Here is a 15862-nt window from a genome sequence, read left to right as displayed (position 1 = left end):
AGAGGAGATTAACCCTGAACCTGACGCATCGCCTTGTTCCAGTCGGCAGTCAGTTCTGCGTGGTTTTTAGCCTGGGATGCTTTCATGATGACTGCAACCTGCAGGGCCTGAACAAGGGCCGTGAACCAGCCGATGCGGACTTCGCGTTCGATGCTGGTGGCGTCTTTATAAGCAATCGTGGTCATGGCTTTGATCCTTGTAGATCGTCTGTGTCTAAGGTGATTTCAGATATACCCAGAGCTCGGCCCGACGACTATTCTCGTTTCACCGCTATCCCGTTCTTGTTTGGAGAACGGTATAGTCAATCCATTGATTTTGCGTCGTTATTCCATGTTGCGCTGCGCAACAAAGACGCAAGTTCGGGAAGTTTGGCGTTTGTTTGACCGGTATTCGCACCGGGCGATACGCGCGACTCAACGCGGTTTTCGGGTGGGGCATCTTTCTGCTATAGCTTTGGAAATGCATGATTACAGGGTGGTTTGATAATGACCGGTTCGAACGATAATCTTGCCTATGAACAGGCCCATGGCAGTGGCCTTCAGGATCATCTGGGTTACCGGCTGGTGGAATGGGCCGAAGACCATGCGGTGGTCGAACTTGATGTGCAAAACCATCACTGTAACCGGGCCGGTATCCTGCATGGCGGGGTTCTGACCACCTTGATGGATACGGCGTCGGGCTATGCGGTGTGTTTCTGTCCGGTGCCGGGCAATGTGCGCAAGTCCCTGACCCTGTCGCTGACCACCAATTTCCTTGGCATGGCAAAAGAAGGCCTTGTGCGCGTCGTCGCCCGCAAGCAGGGCGGAGGCCGCAAGGTGGTATTTACCGAGGCCGTGGCCTATGACGAAGCGGGCAATGTGATTGGCACCTCAACAGGCACGTTCAAGTATCACCGTGGCAGCGATGATCCAAATGGTGTGCCGCGTGAAGCCTGAATTTCAGGGCATGTTACCAAAGAAAAAGGGACGCAACCGATGGGCTGCGTCCCTTTGTTTTTTGACAGGCGTGCGGGTTTAGCCCGGCATCTGCCATTTGCCATTGACCAGACGCGGGATGTTCAGCGGGTTGGCATCCTTGATCGGGGCGGGCAGCAACGCATCCGGGAAGGCCTGATAGGAGACCGGACGGACAAAGCGTTTGATGGCAAGCGACCCGACCGAGGTCGAACGCGAGTCCGTGCTTGCCGGATAGGGGCCGCCGTGGACCATGGAATGGCAGACCTCGACACCGGTCGGCCAGCCATTGATCAGGATGCGACCTGCACATTTTTCAAGCGCCGGACGCAGGGCATTGGCCAGATCAGCATCGCCATCAACCATATGGATGGTCGCGGTCAACTGACCGATCAGGGTGGTCGACAGGGCAATCATGTCTTCGACGCTATCGCATTCGACAATGATGCCAGCCGGGCCAAACATTTCTTCGGCCAGTTCCGGGTTGGCTTTCCAGTCGGCTGCGGTGGTGCGGAAGATCGCCGGGCTGCCTTCGAATTTGCCATCAGAGTCGCGACGTTTGAGCGCACAGGTGACCTTGCCATGTTTGGTCATGGCATCGGTGACTTCGTGATAGGCGCTTGAAACGCGATCGGTCAGCATGGCAGTACCGCCAACCTGACCCAACTCGCTTGCGGCAGTATCGACAAAGGTATCGAGATCCGCACCCTTAAGTGCGATCAGAAGGCCCGGATTGGTGCAGAACTGACCAACACCCATGGTCAGTGACGCGACCCAGCCCTTGGCAATGTCGGCGGCCTTTTCACCCATGGCCTTGGGCAGCAGGAAGACAGGGTTGTTTGAGCCGAGTTCGCCATAGAACGGGATCGGCTCCGGGCGGGATACGGCGATATCAAACAGGGCACGACCGCCACCGGTCGAGCCGGTAAAGCCAACCGCCTTGATCATTGGATGGGCGACCAGTGCCTGACCAACCTTGCGGGTGCCACCATGGATCAGGCTGAATACGCCTTTGGGCATGCCGGTTTTTGCAACGGCTGCCTCGATTGCCTTGGCGACAACCTCCGAGGTGCCGGGATGGGCAGCATGGCCCTTGAAGACAACCGGGCAACCGGCCGCAAGCGCGGATGCGGTGTCACCGCCGGCGGTCGAAAAGGCCAGCGGGAAGTTTGATGCACCAAACACACCGACCGGACCAAGTGCCTTGTTCATCACGCGGATGTCGGGTTTTGGCAGCGGCTGACGATCAGGTTGTGCTGTTTCAATGCGAGCTTCAAACCATGAACCTTCTTCGATCCAGTCGGCAAAGAAGCGCAACTGGCCAACGGTCCGGCCGCGCTCGCCAGTCAGGCGCGCAGCAGGCAGGGCAGATTCAAGCGTGCCGATTTCGGTGATTTCATCGCCGCGTGCATCAATCTCGTCTGCGATGGCGCGCAGGAATTCTGCACGCTTGGCCGGCAGCATGGATGCGAACTCTTCAGCGCAGGCCTGGGCTGCGACAACCGCCTGATCAACGATTTCCACGGTGCCGTGCTGGAATTTGGTCGGGAGCTTGTCGCCCGTTGACGGATTGTCGGCCTGAAAGACATCCGGGCCATCAATCCATTCGCCTGCGACATAGTGCTTTCCACTGAACATGTGGGATCTCCTGTGGGGTTAAGTCCTGTACCTGACGGGACTGCGCGCATCAATCCGGCCGACAGCATACACCCAAAATGCGGGCGGGATCGGGCCGAATGGCGCAATCTGAGAAACTGAGCGCAGCTTAGGTTTTCGAACCACCGATGTAAACATCATACAATATGATAATAACGTGACCGGGGCCGAAAAGCCTGTTGGCGCGGACCATAGCAAAGGATCGCAGGTCACGTTGAATGTTTTATACAAAATAGTCGATCAGATTGAAATCGGCGGGTTTTCGAGAGGAGAGTTCGGTGCGGACGGCAGTGAAAATTGATGAGGCAGGTGTCGGTGCGCGGGACGTCTTTGTCCCGAAGCGGCGTCACTTGGGGCATTTTTCAGGCGTGCTGATGTGTCGGGTGCCAATTGAAACAGCGGTCGAAAAGTGCTGGTTTGCGCAAATGTGAGGATTGCTCACAAAACCTGCAGAAGGAATTTTGGATTGGCTTGGGTCGGCTGTGTTGCTGCGGACTCAGCTGGCTTCCGAGGTCGGGATGCGGCCAAAGATGCTGGCGAAATCGGTTTTGCCGGGTTTGGGGCGCTGCAGCTGCAGGCGATCGCGAATGGCATCCAGGTGGCGTGACATTTCGGCGGCCGCGACATCGGGGTCACCGCTCAGCAGGGCATTGAGCAGTTGGTCATGCTCGGTGTGGGAGCAGTCGACCGGCTGCGGGCTTTCGTACATGGCAATGATCAGCGATGTGCGCAGGATCAGGCGTTCAAGGAATTCCTCGATCACGAGATTGCCGCTAAGCCGTGCCAGTAACAGATGGAATTCGCCCGACAGGATGATGGCCGCACGATGATCGCCGCGATGATGGGCATCATGTTCACGATCAAGATGTTCCTTGATCTGTTCAGCGCGTTCCGGGGTCATGTTGGTGGCGACCTTACGGGCAACACCATCCTCGATCATGCGGCGCGCGGAAAAGACTTCGATAGCCTCGTCAATGGTCGGCTCGGAGACAAAGGCACCGCGATTGGGCACCAGATTGATCAGCTTGTCATGGGCGAGCTGAAGGAAAGTGGCGCGAATGCGCGCCCGACTGACGCCAAAGGTTTTGGCAAGATCTTCCTCGACGAGCTTCATGCCCGGCTCCAGACGGCGATCGAGGATCGCGTCGAGCATCTCGTGATAGATCATTTCCTCCGGGCGCAGCTTTTCGCTGCCTTTATAGCTGCCGGTCTGGTCGGCCCTGGCCATCGTGACGATACTTTCCATCGTTCATGTTCGTTGGGTGGTCATTTATTTCTACAAAATTGTTGACGATTTACACAACAGAAAACTGGCCCTGCATTATCCCACCTCAGAGGAAGATGATTATAAATTTTGCATATGAATCATTATGATTAATAAAAGGGCATAAACTGAGCATAAAACGGGCAGAATGGTGCTCTGCACAAACGCTATGGTTTCGGGTGTTTGGCGAGACTCGTTGGAAAACTGCCAATGAAAACAAGTGGCACGCATCTTGCCTTGGATCGCTGACATGATTGTTAACAATTTTGCATGCAGCGACGGGTGAGCGGATGACGGGCAACGGGGCCATTGAATTGATTGCTGTCAGTAAATTCTACGGCAGCACACAGGCAGTGAAATCGATTGATCTGCAAATTCCGGCAGGGGCGTATTGCTGCTTGATCGGCCCGTCCGGGTGCGGCAAGTCAACAACGCTGCGCATGATTGCCGGTCACGAAGTGATCAGCGAAGGCGATCTTCTGATCGGGGATCGCAACGTAACGGAATTGCCGCCGGTCAAACGCGGCACGGCAATGATGTTCCAGAATTACGCGCTTTTCCCGCACATGACCTGTGCGGAGAACGTCGCCTTTGGCCTCAAGATGCAAGGTGTCTCCCCATCGGATCGTAAAGATCGGGCCAAAGAGATGCTGGCCCGGGTCCATATGGAGCAATTTGCGGATCGCAAGCCCGACCAGCTCTCAGGCGGGCAACAGCAGCGCATTGCGCTTGCGCGTTCCCTGATTACCGAGCCGTCTGTTCTGTTGCTTGATGAGCCGCTTTCGGCCCTTGATCCGTTCCTGCGGGCCCGCATGCGCGATGAATTGCGCCGCCTGCAGCAGGAACTGAGCATTACGTTTGTTCACGTCACCCACGCTCAGGACGAGGCATTGGCGCTTTCGGACATGGTTGTCGTGATGGAAGACGGGATCATTCGCCAGAAAGGCACCCCGCATGAAATCTTTAACCAGCCCAAATCGCGCTTCATTGCGAACTTCATGGGCGGTCAGAACATCTTCAAGGGCACCGTTTCGGAATCCGGCCCCGCAGGCACCTTGCTTGCGCGCGGCCCTGACAGCTTCTTCCTGCCCGGTTTTGCCGAAGGCAAGGCAGGCGAGGACATCGAATTCACCATTCGTACCGACCTGATCGGTCTGGACGAAACGCCACCCGAAGACACCAAGAACGGTCAGATCCCTGTCGAAATCACCACGGTCGAATATCTCGGCCTGTGGGTTCGGATTGTCGCAACGACAGCCGACGGCAAGGAAATAACCCTAATGAAGACCGAAAGCGAATTTCGGCAGGCACCGGTCAGGCGACTGGACAAATTCATCGCCTATTGGAAGCCGGAACATGCACATGTTCTGGCCTGAATGAAATAAACCAACAAGCTATCAGGAGTGCTTCACATGACGATCGAAAAGAAAATTTCGAAGAAGACCATCGCGACGGAAACCGGCGTTTCGCGCCGTGGCTTTGTTAAGGGTGCGGCGGCTGTTACCGGTGCTGCCATCGGTTCGGGTGCGATCACCGGCTTCCCGACCATCTGGGCGCAGAACATCAAGGACGTTACCCTGCGTCAGTTCGGTACCGGCGTTTCGAACATCAACGCTGTTGCCGACAAGGTCAAAGAAGACCTTGGCTTCACGCTTCAGATGACCGCCCTTGATTCCGATGCGGTTGCCCAGCGTGCGGTTACCCAGCCGAACTCGTTTGATATTGCCGATATCGAATACTGGATCTGTAAGAAGGTCTTCCCGGCCGGCACCATGCAGCCGATGGATACCACCAAGCTCAAAAACTATGAGTACATCTCCAAGCTGTTCATTGATGGCAAGCTGACCCCGGATTCCGAAATTGCCCAGGGTACCGCGCCGCATACCGTTGGCTTCGTTGAAGGTGCCGACAGTGTCGAATTCGCATCTGCACCGACCCAGTGGATGACCCTGATCCCGACCATCTATAACGCAGATACGCTTGGCATTCGCCCGGACCTGATTGATCGTGAAATCACCAGCTGGGCCGATCTGCTTGATCCGGCGTTCAAGGGCAAGGCATCGATCCTGAACATTCCGTCGATCGGCATCATGGATGCAGCGATGGTGTGCGAAGCCATGGGCGAAGTCACCTATGGTGATAAAGGCAACATGACCCAGGAAGAAATCGACAAGACCATCGCGGTCATGATCGATGCCAAGAAAGCCGGCCAGTTCCGTGCCTTCTGGAAGAGCTTCGATGAGTCGGTCAACCTGATGGCATCTGGCGAAGTCGTCATTCAGTCCATGTGGTCGCCGGCAGTTGCCGCCGTTCGTTCCAAAGGCATCGCATGTAAGTACCAGCCGCTTAAGGAGGGCTACCGTGCATGGGGTGGCGGCATCGGTCTTGCCAAGCACCTTTCGGGTCTCGAGCTTGAAGCAGCCTACGAATATATCGACTGGTACCTGTCGGGCTGGGTTGGTGCGTATCTTAACCGTCAGGGTTACTACAGCGCCGCACCGGCAACCGCGAAGAAGTTCATGTCCGAAGACGAATGGGGCTTCTGGATGGAAGGCAAAGCCGCCGAAGGCGACATCCTTTCCCCGGATGGCAAGGTCATGGAAAAAGCTGGTGCTGTTCGCGATGGCGGTTCCTACGAAGAGCGCATGGGCTCGGTCGCGTGCTGGAACTCCGTCATGGACGAGAACAAGCACATGGTCCGCAAGTGGAACGAATTCATCGCAGCATAATCTGCGACAGATTTCTGGTGGGCGCGACTTTGGCCGCGCCCGTCACCCCGGTTTGATTTTTTTTATTTTCCGGTGCCGGGCCGGGTTGTTTATTCGTTTTGACTTTTTGGTTTTCTGGCAGGGTTTCAAGGACAGAGCATGGCTTCTGATACGTCAAAAAGATCGTCCTATTTCCTGATCACGCCAATGGCGCTGATCTTTGCGGTGTTTCTTGTCATTCCGCTTCTGACCATCGTTGTGGTCAGTTTCTGGGACTATGATGAATACCGCATCCTGCCGGACTTCATTTTCGAGAATTACAATTACCTGCTGGGCTCCTCGGTCACCTGGAGCATCTATCTCAATACCTTGAAATACGCCGCCCTGACCTGGGTCTTTACGCTTTTGATCGGGTTTACGGTGGCCTATTTCCTGGCGTTCCATGTGCGCAGTCTGACATGGCAGATCGTTCTGTTTATGGTGTGCACCATTCCGTTCTGGACATCGAACATCATCCGCATGATTTCGTGGATCCCGTTCCTTGGGCGCAATGGGCTTTTGAACTCTGCCCTGATCAATCTGGGGATTGTCGATCAGCCGCTTGAATTCCTGCTGTTTTCCGATTTCGCAGTCGTTCTGGCAGATGTGCATCTTTATGCGCTGTTCATGGTGGTGCCGATCTTCAATTCCATGATGCGCATTGACCGGTCCCTGATCGAGGCCGCGCGCGATGCCGGGGCCAGCGGGTTTGAGACCCTAAAATCGGTCATTGTACCGATGTCCAAACCGGGCATCGCCATCGGATCGATCTTTGTCATCACGGTGGTAATGGGCGATTTCATCACCGTGCGCTTGATGAGCGGCGGGCAGAGTGCGTCGGTCGGTTTGCAGATTTCCAACGAAATCGGCCTTCTGCAATATCCGGCGGCGGCAGCCAGTGCGGTGGTGCTTCTGATTACGGTGTTGCTGATCGTGACGGCACTTCTTCGTCTTGTTGATATCCGCAAGGAGCTGTGATCATGGCATTACTGACCAAAACCCGTGAACGCCGCCCGACCAGCTTCTATTTCCTTGCGGCTTTTTTCGCGCTGTTCGTGCTGTTTTTGTATGGCCCGATGCTGACGATTTTCATTCTGTCCTTCCAGGGCGAGAATGGTGGTCTGACCTTCCCGATGAACGGGTTCTCGTTCCACTGGTTCGGCAATCTGTTCGAACAGCAGGCGGTAGGTGACTTTGGCGGATCGTTCAGCCGGTCGCTTAAGCTTGGCCTGATTGTCATGGTGGTCACGGTGGTCGTGTCCTTCATGGCCGGTCTTGCCTTCCGCAAGCGGTTCCGTGGCGACAGCGTGATTTTCTATCTGGCGATTGCCAGCCTGATCGTGCCGTCGATCCTTATTTCGCTTGGGATTGGTTTGCTGTTCAATATCGTCGAATGGCAGCCGCAATGGTTTACCTCGGCCCTTGGTGCGCATCTGACATGGACGTTCCCGTTCGGGCTTCTGATCATGTTTGCGGTGTTTAACCGGTTTGATCCGTCCTACGAGGAAGCCGCGCGCGATTTGGGCGCCAGCAATTGGCAGACCATCCAGTATGTCGTGCTGCCGATGGTGGGGCCGAGCCTGATCGGGGTTGCGATGTTCTCGTTCACCCTGTCTTACGATGAATTTGCCCGTACCCTGATGACGGCCGGTGCGCTTAACACCCTGCCGCTTGAGATCTATGGCATGACAACCAATGTGACCACACCGGTGCTTTATGCGCTGGGTACAGTCACCACCGGGTTCTCCTTCCTGGTGATTGCCTTGGCATTGGGTACGGTTGCGATCATGCGCCGTCGCAAGGGGCAAAAAGCATGAGCCGCATCGCCGTCATCAATCCCAACCTGTCGAGCGGCTTTACCAAAAAGGTCGGTGCGCAGGCGCAAAAGATCGTGGCACCGACAACCAAGGTTCTGGCGCTTAACCCGAGTTTTGGGCCAGACAGCATCGAGGGGTATTACGACGAGGCCTTTGCCAGTGTCGGTTTGCTGTCGGTCATTCGCGAACTTGAAGCCGCCCCCGAACAGGAAGCCGATCCCATCGGAGGGTATGTCGTGGCGTGCTTTGATGATACCGGGGTCGATGCCGCGCGCTGTCTGACCGGTGCGCCGGTTCTGGGGCTTTGCGAGGCCGCGATGCGAATGGCGGCTGCCGTGTCATCGCGCTTTGCGATTGTGACCCCGATGCCGGTTTCGGTCCGCCCGCTTGAACATCTCGTGTCGAAATACGGTGCGTCATCGCAATGTGTCGTGCGCGCCGCAGGTGTTCGGACGCTCGATTTCGAAGGCAGCAATGCCAAGGCCGCCTACGCAGCGCTTAAAAAGCAGGCCGAGATTTGCCTTGCTGATGATTATGCCGAGGCGATTGTGCTGGGCTGTGCGGGGATGACCGATATTGCTGATCGTTTGACCGAAGAACTGGGCGTGCCGGTGATTGACGGGGTCAGTGCAGCGGTCAAGATGATCGAGGCGATGGCGTTTCTGGGGCTTCGCACCAGCAAGGCGGGGGCTTATGCCAACCCGCCGCTTAAGGCTTATCACGGGATGTTTGCGGAATTTGCGCCGCAAGGGTGATCCTCAGCCGATTAACGACCTTAGCTTCCAGATCAGGTTTGTTTTAGCGCGTGTTCCACCTCGGACAGGTGGCGGCGCATGGCGTCTTCGGCACGTTTGGGGTCGCGCTGTTCAATCGCGTTGATGATGTCGCGATGCTGGGCGCTGAGTTCTTCGATCAGGGTGTCTGAATGGCTGCTTTCACGCATGCGTGCCCATGCGGCTTCGCGGCGGACGGCATTAACGGCCTCAAACACCGCAAGAAACAGGGTGTTCTTGACCGATTCGGCCAGGCGCTGATGAAAGGCGGCATCCCACTTTTCGTATTCAGCCTGTGTGGTCGCGCTGGCGGCCTTTTCGATCATGCCGCGCATGGCATCAATATCGCCCTGTGATGCGCGAAGGGCTGCGAACCGGGCCATCGATGGTTCGATTTCCTGACGGACTTCCATGATTTCAAATGGGCTGGTTTTGGTTGCCAGCCCTTCAAGCTTGCGCAGACGCGGGGTCGGTGGAGTGCCAACAAAGGTGCCCTGACCCTGACGACGCCAGATCAGACCTTCGGATTCAAGCTGATCCAGGGCCTTGCGTAGTGCTCTGCGACCAACATCAAGCTGTTCGGCAAGGGTGCGTTCGGCGATCACACGCCCATCATTGACGAAGGATCCCTGTGCGAAGCCGGTCTTGAGCTTTTCCGCCAGCGTCTGAGTGGCAAATTCAGTCATGGTTGTTGTTCATTTTTTAAGGCGTTTCTGTTGACGTTTCTAACGTTCCCTCGCGCGAACCAATGCGCACCTATCATTGTAAGCCATTGGTTTAACAAAGAACAAGACCGTGCTATTTCCGTTCGCACCCAGATGCTTGCGGACATCCCGGTGCAAACGAGCCTAGCTCAGCAGGTCATAGAACATGCGCGCTGACGTGATCGCCAGAAACAGGCCAAAGCACATGCGAAGGGCGCGGCGCGGGATGGTATGCGCGATCCGGGCACCAATCGGGGCGCACAGCACCGTCATCGGGATCAGAAGGGCTGCTGCCAGAACGTTGACATACCCTAGTGAAAAGGGCGGGCGACCATCAACACCGATACCTGACATGGCATAGCCGATGGTGCCGGGGAGGGCGATGATCAAACCGATTGCGGCCGAGGTGCCCACAGCACGACGGATGTCGTAACCGAGGAAATTCAGGACCGGCACACAGATGGTGCCGCCGCCAATTCCCATCATCGCCGACAGGCTGCCAGCAATCACGCCGAGCACGGCCCAGACGGATTTCGGTGGGTTCTTGGTTGCGTCGGTTTCGCGGTCTTTTACCAGGATCATGTTGGCGGCAACCAGAAGTGCGACAACAGCAAAGACAATCGTCAGAACCCGGCCATCAGCCAGTCCGCCAATCGCGGTGCCAAGGATCACGCCAACAATGATCGCCGGACCCCAATGTTTGAGAAGGGCCGTATCAACCGACCCCTTTTTGTAATGGCTTCGGGTTGATGAGATCGCCGTGGCGATAATTGTGGTCAGGGACGTGGCAACGGCAACCTGCATGCGCAGGCTTTCATCCACGCCCATGGTGGTCAGAAAATGATAGAGCACCGGAACAATCACGATCCCACCACCAACACCGAGAAGCCCGGCCATGATCCCGCCAAGGACGCCAGCAAACAGCATGGCTGCACCCCAGACGAGATAGAGGCTCATGGCGCCATCCATTTCAAACATTCGAACCAATCCGTACCAATTATGATATCAATTAATAAGTGGTACTATTCATCTTTAGCAGAAATGTGCAACATAATCCTTATTCGCAGCCAAATATTATTTTTGCACTTGCGAAATTGGTTTGTTGCTGCCAACAATGCGTCGACAAAGAGATTGAACCAAAATAGTAATGGTTCACATATTGCAGGCGAGATATCAGGAGGCAAGATACATGTTCCGCAAGATTGCAGTCGCTGCCGGCTTGTTGGCCGCAGCCATCGCAGGTCCCGCACAGGCGCAGGACTATCCAGAAAAACCGATCGAATTCATCGTCCCGTGGGGACCGGGTGGCGGTAGTGATACGCTGATGCGTATTGTTGCCATGGGTCTGGCAAAAGAATCCGGTCAGGCAGTTCCGGTGATCAATATGCCAGGTGTCGGCGGCACGGTTGGTCTGGCAGAATTCGCCAAGCGTCCGGCGGATGGCTACACCGTCTCGCAGGTTCACGAGGGTCTTCTGATTGCCAATGGTACCGGCATCACCGATCTGAACTGGGACAGCTTCATGCCTATCGCGCTGGTGACGTCATCCCCGCAATACCTGACCCTGTCAAAGAACGACAACTTCTCGAACTTTGAAGAAATGGTTGCCTACGCCAAGGAAAACCCAGGTGCTGTTCGCGCTGGTGTGACCCTTGCCGGTGTGCCGCATCTGCACATGGCAATGATTGAAGATGCCTATGGCATTGAGTTTTCCTATGTTGGTTACGAAGGTACCGGTCAGCGTATCCGTGCGCTTGTTGGCGGTAACATCGACGTTGCGATTGGTGACGTTTCCTCGGCTGGTCAATTCGTTGAAAATGGCGACCTGATCTTTGCGGCTGTCGGCATGCCCGAGCGCACTACCGATGCCCCGGACGTTCCGACCTTCAAGGAACTGGGCCATGACCTTGATCTGGCAGTGACCCGCGGTGTCGTTCTGCCAAAAGACACCCCGCAGGACGTCGCAGACGCGCTTGAAGCACATCTTGAAAAAGTCATGCAGAACGAAGATGTCCGCACCAAGATCACCAATGTTGGTTCGGCACCGGTCTTCCTTGGTCAGGACGAATACAAAGCCTATCTCGGCAACCTGTCCGAGACGGTTGACCGTCTGATCGGCAAGCTCGCAGGATGATGAGCAAGGCTGACAAATCAGCAGCAGCGGGTGCATCAGTGCCCGCTGCTTCTCGTGCAAGAACGGAATTTGCACGGCTGATTTCCTATATCGTTTTCGGTCTGGGGTCGGTCTATCTGTCGGTACGCGCAAGTGCTTTGCCAACCTCGCGCTGGGAGCCACTTGGCGCCGGATCATTTCCCCAACTGGTTTTTGCGGTTCTGGCCGGGCTCTGCCTGATTGCGGCGGTGCGTGCGGTGATTGATATCCGCAAAGCCGGGCAGCTTGATGGTCTTGCGACGGCCTTGTCTGGCTGGATCAAGGCGCGCCGGATCTCGTTCGCGCTGTTTGGCTGTCTGGTTGTTTATCTTAGTGTCATGCCGCTTGCAGGCTTTTCGCTTGCGACCTTTGTGTTCCTGATGATCGCGCAATTGCTGATCGCAGGCCTTTCGAAAAAGACCGTTGTTCAGTCACTGATCGCCGCCGTGATTTTCTCGGTTGGCTTGAACATGCTGTTTGCCGAAGTCTTTAACGTGTTTCTCCCGCGTGGCGTACTGTTCGCGGGCTAGTAAAAGTTTACGATGATGTTGGATGCATTTCTTGCCGGCGCCCATCAGGTATTCGCATTCGATACCCTGATTTACATGCTGATCGGTTCCATTGCCGGGATTGTGGCAGCCGCCATCCCCGGCTTTACCGTCACCATGGCAATTATTCTGACCCTGCCGCTGACCTTTACCATGGATCCGCTGCAGGGAGTGTCTGTGATGCTCTCAGTCTATGTTGGTGGCTATACCGGTGGCCTGATTAGTGCGGCATTGCTGGGCATTCCCGGAACGCCAAGTTCGGTTGCAACCACCTTTGATGCCTATCCGATGGCGCGCAAGGGCGAACCGGGTCGCGCACTTTCGCTTGGGGTCTGGTCGTCCTTCTTTGGTACGGTGATTTCCACCATTGTTCTGGTTCTTGCAGCCCCGCCTTTGGCGTTGATTGCGGTCAAGCTTGGGCCTTGGGAATATTTCTCGCTGATCGTCTTTGCCCTGACCATTGTTGCAAGCCTTGTGGGCAATTCGCTGATGCGCGGTCTGATCGCAGGCGTGATTGGTCTGGGTATTGCCACCATCGGGCCTGACCCGATGATGGGTCGCCCTCGTCTGACATTTGATTCGGATATTCTTCTGCCCGGTCTTCCGTTCCTGGTGGTTTTGATCGGTATCTTTGCCATCAGCCAGCTTATGAGCGAGGTCGAGGACCACGGCAAGAAAGATGCAAGCGGGGCGCTGATCCCCGATGTGATTGAATTCAAGACCTGGTCGGTGATGCGTGAAGTTCTGATGCGCCCGATCAATCTGGTGCGCTCATCATTGGTTGGTGTGTTTATCGGGGCCCTGCCCGGTGCGGGTGGCTCGATTGCCAACCTTCTGGCGTATGATCAGGCCAAACGCAGCTCGAAAAAGCCCGAAGAGTTCGGCAAGGGCACGCCCGATGGCGTGATCGCCTCGGAAGCCGGAAACTCGGCCACGGCAGGTGGCGGTTTGATCCCGATGATTGCGCTTGGCATTCCCGGATCAGCAGTTGACGCGATCCTGATGGCAGCACTTATGGTGCATGGCATTTCGGTGGGTCCGCGTCTGATCATGGATAATGCCGATCTGGCCTATGGCATGTTTGTCGCCATGGTTGTCGCATCGCTGATGATGCTGGTTGTTTGTGTTTTGTCGATGCGCCTCTTCCTGCGCGTGACTGATATTCCCAAGCAGTTCATTGTGCCGACCGTGATGATCTGTTGCGTGATCGGGGCCTTTGCGCTCAATAACCGGGTGACTGATCTTTATCTGCTCGGCGCGATTGGCCTTGTCGGCTATGGATTGAAGTCACTTGATTATCCGCTGGCCCCGCTGGTGCTGGGTGTCATTCTGGGCCCGATTGCCGAGACCAACCTGCGCCGCGCACTGATGAGTGACGGCGACTGGACGGTCTTCTTTACCCGTCCGATTTCCGCCGTTCTGCTGGCGGCTGCCCTGCTTTCTGTCATCTTCAGTGTCCGTTCGGTTCTGAAGATGCGCAAAAAAGACCGTCCTACCACCGATGAACAAGACGGCGATTAGGATTAGGAGACTTCCATGAAACTTCGTCACGACGCGCTTTATGCCTCACGCCGGTCGCCGGTTCTGGCGCGCAATATGGTTTCAACATCCCAGCCGCTTGCGGCCCAGGCCGGTCTTCGCATGTTGCTTGCGGGCGGTAATGCCGCCGATGCGGCACTGGCATCTGCCATTGCGCTGACCGTGGTTGAGCCGACCGGTAACGGGCTTGGCTCAGACGCCTACGCCATCATCTGGGATGGCAAGGAATTGCATGGCCTCAATGCATCTGGCCGTGCACCAGCCGCATGGAACCCGGAACGCTTTGCCGGTGCAGACACCATGCCACAGCGTGGCTGGGAAGCCGTCACCACACCGGGTGCGGTTTCTGCGTGGCGTGAAATTTCCGACAAGTTTGGCAAACTGCCGTTCGAAAAGCTGTTTGAACCGGCCATTGAATACGCGACCCGCGGCTTTGCCGTATCGCCGATCATTGCCACCCTTTGGGAAAAGGGCGGTGATTTGCTGGGCAAGCAGCCGGGCTTTGCCGAGGCGTTCCTGCCCGGTGGCAAGGCACCCAAGGCGGGCGAACTGTTTGTCAACAAGGCCGCAGTCGAAAGCCTGATCGATATTGCCGAAACCAAGGGCGAGAGCTTCTATCGTGGCAAATTGGCAAGCAAGATTGCCGCCTTTGCCAAGGAACATGGTGCGGCACTGTCCGAAGAAGACCTTGGCAATCACAAGGCCGATTGGGTTGGCACGATTTCGCAGGCCTTCGGCAATGTGAAGCTGCATGAAATTCCACCAAACGGGCAGGGCATTTCGGCCCTGATCGCACTTGGCATCCTGCGGCACACCAACATCACCGATTACGAGCCGGATTCGGTCGAGGCGCTTCATCTTGAGATCGAGGCCATGAAACTGGCATTTGCCGATATGCGCGAATATGTCGCCGATCTTGATTACATGACCGATGTCACGGTCGAGCATCTGCTGTCTGACGATTATCTGAAATCGCGTGCGGCCCTGATTGATGCCAACAAGGCGCAGGACTTCAAGGCCGGTGCCCCCAAACATGGCGGCACGGTCTATGTCAGTGCGGCGGATGAAAACGGCATGATGGTGTCGTTCATTCAGTCGAACTATATGGGCTTTGGCTCTGGCGTTGTGGTGCCGGGTACTTCGATCAGCCTGCAGAACCGTGGTCACGGCTTTAGCCTGAAAGATGGTCATCCCAACCTGGTCAAGGGCGGCAAACGTCCGTTCCAGACGATTATCCCGGCCTTCCTGATGGGCCTTGATGGCAATCCGGTGATGAGCTTTGGTGTCATGGGCGGTCCGATGCAGGCCCAGGGTCATCTGCAGATGACGCTTCGTACCCAGCTTTGGGGGCAGGATCCGCAAACCGCGGCCGATGCCCCGCGCTGGCAGGCGCTTTCGGGGCTTAATGTTGCGGTGGAAACCTCGGTCGGGGCGGATGTGATCGATGCGCTCAAGGCCAAGGGCCACGTGATCAAGGTTGAAACGCCTGACAGCACCAATTTCGGATTTGGCGGCGCGCAGCTGATTGCCAAAACCGATGCCGGTTATGTCGCAGGTTCCGATCCGCGCAAGGATGGCTGTGCGGTCGGATACTGACGGGAGTTGCTTCAGATCGGCAGTCGCAGTCATCTGAAACAAGATATGGCCGGCCCACGTGTGTGGGCCGGCCATTCTTCTTCCGGGCAACAGGGAGCCAGGGAGGGACCCGG

At 56.2% G+C, this 15862-nt stretch carries 15 protein-coding genes; 10 read left to right on the top strand and 5 right to left on the bottom strand.

Annotation, left to right across the window (positions count from 1 at the left end; translation table 11 throughout):
• Positions 1-8 precede the first annotated feature (8 nt).
• Positions 9-185 carry a hypothetical protein gene (locus UF64_RS20690; protein ID WP_161794634.1) on the bottom strand — a complete coding sequence of 59 codons (177 nt, stop codon included), beginning with the start codon at positions 183-185 and terminating at the stop codon, positions 9-11.
• A gap of 300 nt (positions 186-485) precedes the next feature.
• On the opposite strand from UF64_RS20690, the gene UF64_RS17115 reads away from it, so the two are divergent.
• Complete coding sequence (locus tag UF64_RS17115) at positions 486-935, top strand: PaaI family thioesterase (protein WP_052657686.1); 450 nt, start codon at positions 486-488, stop codon at positions 933-935.
• A 78-nt stretch (positions 936-1013) separates the two neighbouring features.
• Here the strand turns inward: UF64_RS17115 and UF64_RS17110 are convergent, their stop codons facing one another.
• Complete coding sequence (locus UF64_RS17110) at positions 1014-2591, bottom strand: aldehyde dehydrogenase (NADP(+)) (protein ID WP_044829812.1); 1578 nt, start codon at positions 2589-2591, stop codon at positions 1014-1016.
• A 514-nt stretch (positions 2592-3105) separates the two neighbouring features.
• A complete protein-coding gene (locus UF64_RS17105) occupies positions 3106-3855 on the bottom strand; it encodes a GntR family transcriptional regulator (protein WP_052657685.1) in 750 nt (249 codons plus the stop codon).
• Between the two features lie 308 nt (positions 3856-4163).
• On the opposite strand from UF64_RS17105, the gene UF64_RS17100 reads away from it, so the two are divergent.
• The 5 genes from UF64_RS17100 to UF64_RS17080 all read left to right on the top strand — a co-directional run bounded on the left by UF64_RS17100 (position 4164) and on the right by UF64_RS17080 (position 9192).
• Positions 4164-5249, top strand: coding sequence for an ABC transporter ATP-binding protein (locus tag UF64_RS17100; RefSeq protein ID WP_044829811.1), 1086 nt, complete (start codon positions 4164-4166; stop codon positions 5247-5249).
• A 36-nt stretch (positions 5250-5285) separates the two neighbouring features.
• On the top strand, positions 5286-6602 hold the full coding sequence (locus tag UF64_RS17095; RefSeq protein WP_044829810.1) for a PotD/PotF family extracellular solute-binding protein: 1317 nt from the start codon (positions 5286-5288) through the stop codon (positions 6600-6602).
• A 138-nt stretch (positions 6603-6740) separates the two neighbouring features.
• A complete protein-coding gene (locus UF64_RS17090) occupies positions 6741-7598 on the top strand; it encodes an ABC transporter permease (protein WP_044829809.1) in 858 nt (285 codons plus the stop codon).
• 2 nt (positions 7599-7600) lie between these two features.
• Positions 7601-8437, top strand: a complete 837-nt coding sequence (locus UF64_RS17085; protein WP_008888642.1) for an ABC transporter permease — start codon at positions 7601-7603, stop codon at positions 8435-8437.
• Positions 8434-9192, top strand: coding sequence for an aspartate/glutamate racemase family protein (locus UF64_RS17080; RefSeq protein ID WP_044829808.1), 759 nt, complete (start codon positions 8434-8436; stop codon positions 9190-9192). Before UF64_RS17085 ends, UF64_RS17080 begins: the two co-directional genes overlap by 4 nt.
• Before the next feature lie 32 nt (positions 9193-9224).
• On the opposite strand, the gene UF64_RS17075 is transcribed toward UF64_RS17080, so the two are convergent.
• Positions 9225-9896 (bottom strand): FadR/GntR family transcriptional regulator, encoded by a 672-nt coding sequence (locus UF64_RS17075; RefSeq protein WP_044829807.1) that lies wholly within the window; start codon positions 9894-9896, stop codon positions 9225-9227.
• A gap of 162 nt (positions 9897-10058) precedes the next feature.
• A complete protein-coding gene (locus UF64_RS17070; protein ID WP_044829806.1) occupies positions 10059-10892 on the bottom strand; it encodes a sulfite exporter TauE/SafE family protein in 834 nt (277 codons plus the stop codon).
• A 211-nt stretch (positions 10893-11103) separates the two neighbouring features.
• Here UF64_RS17070 and UF64_RS17065 point away from each other — a divergent pair, with 211 nt between their 5' ends.
• From UF64_RS17065 to UF64_RS17050, 4 genes are read left to right on the top strand one after another with little or no spacing between them, the layout of a single operon-like run.
• Positions 11104-12048 (top strand): tripartite tricarboxylate transporter substrate binding protein, encoded by a 945-nt coding sequence (locus UF64_RS17065; protein WP_044829805.1) that lies wholly within the window; start codon positions 11104-11106, stop codon positions 12046-12048.
• On the top strand, positions 12048-12596 hold the full coding sequence (locus tag UF64_RS17060; protein WP_235285126.1) for a tripartite tricarboxylate transporter TctB family protein: 549 nt from the start codon (positions 12048-12050) through the stop codon (positions 12594-12596). The genes UF64_RS17065 and UF64_RS17060 overlap by 1 nt, the downstream gene beginning before the upstream one ends.
• 12 nt (positions 12597-12608) lie before the next feature.
• Entirely contained in the window at positions 12609-14135 is a 1527-nt protein-coding gene (locus UF64_RS17055; RefSeq protein WP_082049849.1) for a tripartite tricarboxylate transporter permease, read from the top strand.
• A gap of 15 nt (positions 14136-14150) precedes the next feature.
• Positions 14151-15749 carry a gamma-glutamyltransferase family protein gene (locus UF64_RS17050; protein WP_044829803.1) on the top strand — a complete coding sequence of 533 codons (1599 nt, stop codon included), beginning with the start codon at positions 14151-14153 and terminating at the stop codon, positions 15747-15749.
• Positions 15750-15862: the final 113 nt, after the last annotated feature.

It is taken from the genome of Thalassospira sp. HJ (assembly GCF_000948415.1).
Lineage (GTDB): Bacteria > Pseudomonadota > Alphaproteobacteria > Rhodospirillales > Thalassospiraceae > Thalassospira.
This window is presented reverse-complemented; position numbering and strand designations above follow the sequence as displayed.

Coding starts and splice junctions, on each gene's coding strand:
- UF64_RS17055 (WP_082049849.1), top strand. CDS start 12,609: ATGATGTTGGATGCATTTCTTGCCGGCGCCCATCAGGTATTCGCATTC.
- UF64_RS17075 (WP_044829807.1), bottom strand. CDS start 9,896: ATGACTGAATTTGCCACTCAGACGCTGGCGGAAAAGCTCAAGACCGGC.
- UF64_RS17070 (WP_044829806.1), bottom strand. CDS start 10,892: ATGTTTGAAATGGATGGCGCCATGAGCCTCTATCTCGTCTGGGGTGCA.
- UF64_RS20690 (WP_161794634.1), bottom strand. CDS start 185: ATGACCACGATTGCTTATAAAGACGCCACCAGCATCGAACGCGAAGTC.
- UF64_RS17110 (WP_044829812.1), bottom strand. CDS start 2,591: ATGTTCAGTGGAAAGCACTATGTCGCAGGCGAATGGATTGATGGCCCG.
- UF64_RS17115 (WP_052657686.1), top strand. CDS start 486: ATGACCGGTTCGAACGATAATCTTGCCTATGAACAGGCCCATGGCAGT.
- UF64_RS17090 (WP_044829809.1), top strand. CDS start 6,741: ATGGCTTCTGATACGTCAAAAAGATCGTCCTATTTCCTGATCACGCCA.
- UF64_RS17100 (WP_044829811.1), top strand. CDS start 4,164: ATGACGGGCAACGGGGCCATTGAATTGATTGCTGTCAGTAAATTCTAC.
- UF64_RS17060 (WP_235285126.1), top strand. CDS start 12,048: ATGAGCAAGGCTGACAAATCAGCAGCAGCGGGTGCATCAGTGCCCGCT.
- UF64_RS17085 (WP_008888642.1), top strand. CDS start 7,601: ATGGCATTACTGACCAAAACCCGTGAACGCCGCCCGACCAGCTTCTAT.
- UF64_RS17065 (WP_044829805.1), top strand. CDS start 11,104: ATGTTCCGCAAGATTGCAGTCGCTGCCGGCTTGTTGGCCGCAGCCATC.
- UF64_RS17105 (WP_052657685.1), bottom strand. CDS start 3,855: ATGGAAAGTATCGTCACGATGGCCAGGGCCGACCAGACCGGCAGCTAT.
- UF64_RS17080 (WP_044829808.1), top strand. CDS start 8,434: ATGAGCCGCATCGCCGTCATCAATCCCAACCTGTCGAGCGGCTTTACC.
- UF64_RS17050 (WP_044829803.1), top strand. CDS start 14,151: ATGAAACTTCGTCACGACGCGCTTTATGCCTCACGCCGGTCGCCGGTT.
- UF64_RS17095 (WP_044829810.1), top strand. CDS start 5,286: ATGACGATCGAAAAGAAAATTTCGAAGAAGACCATCGCGACGGAAACC.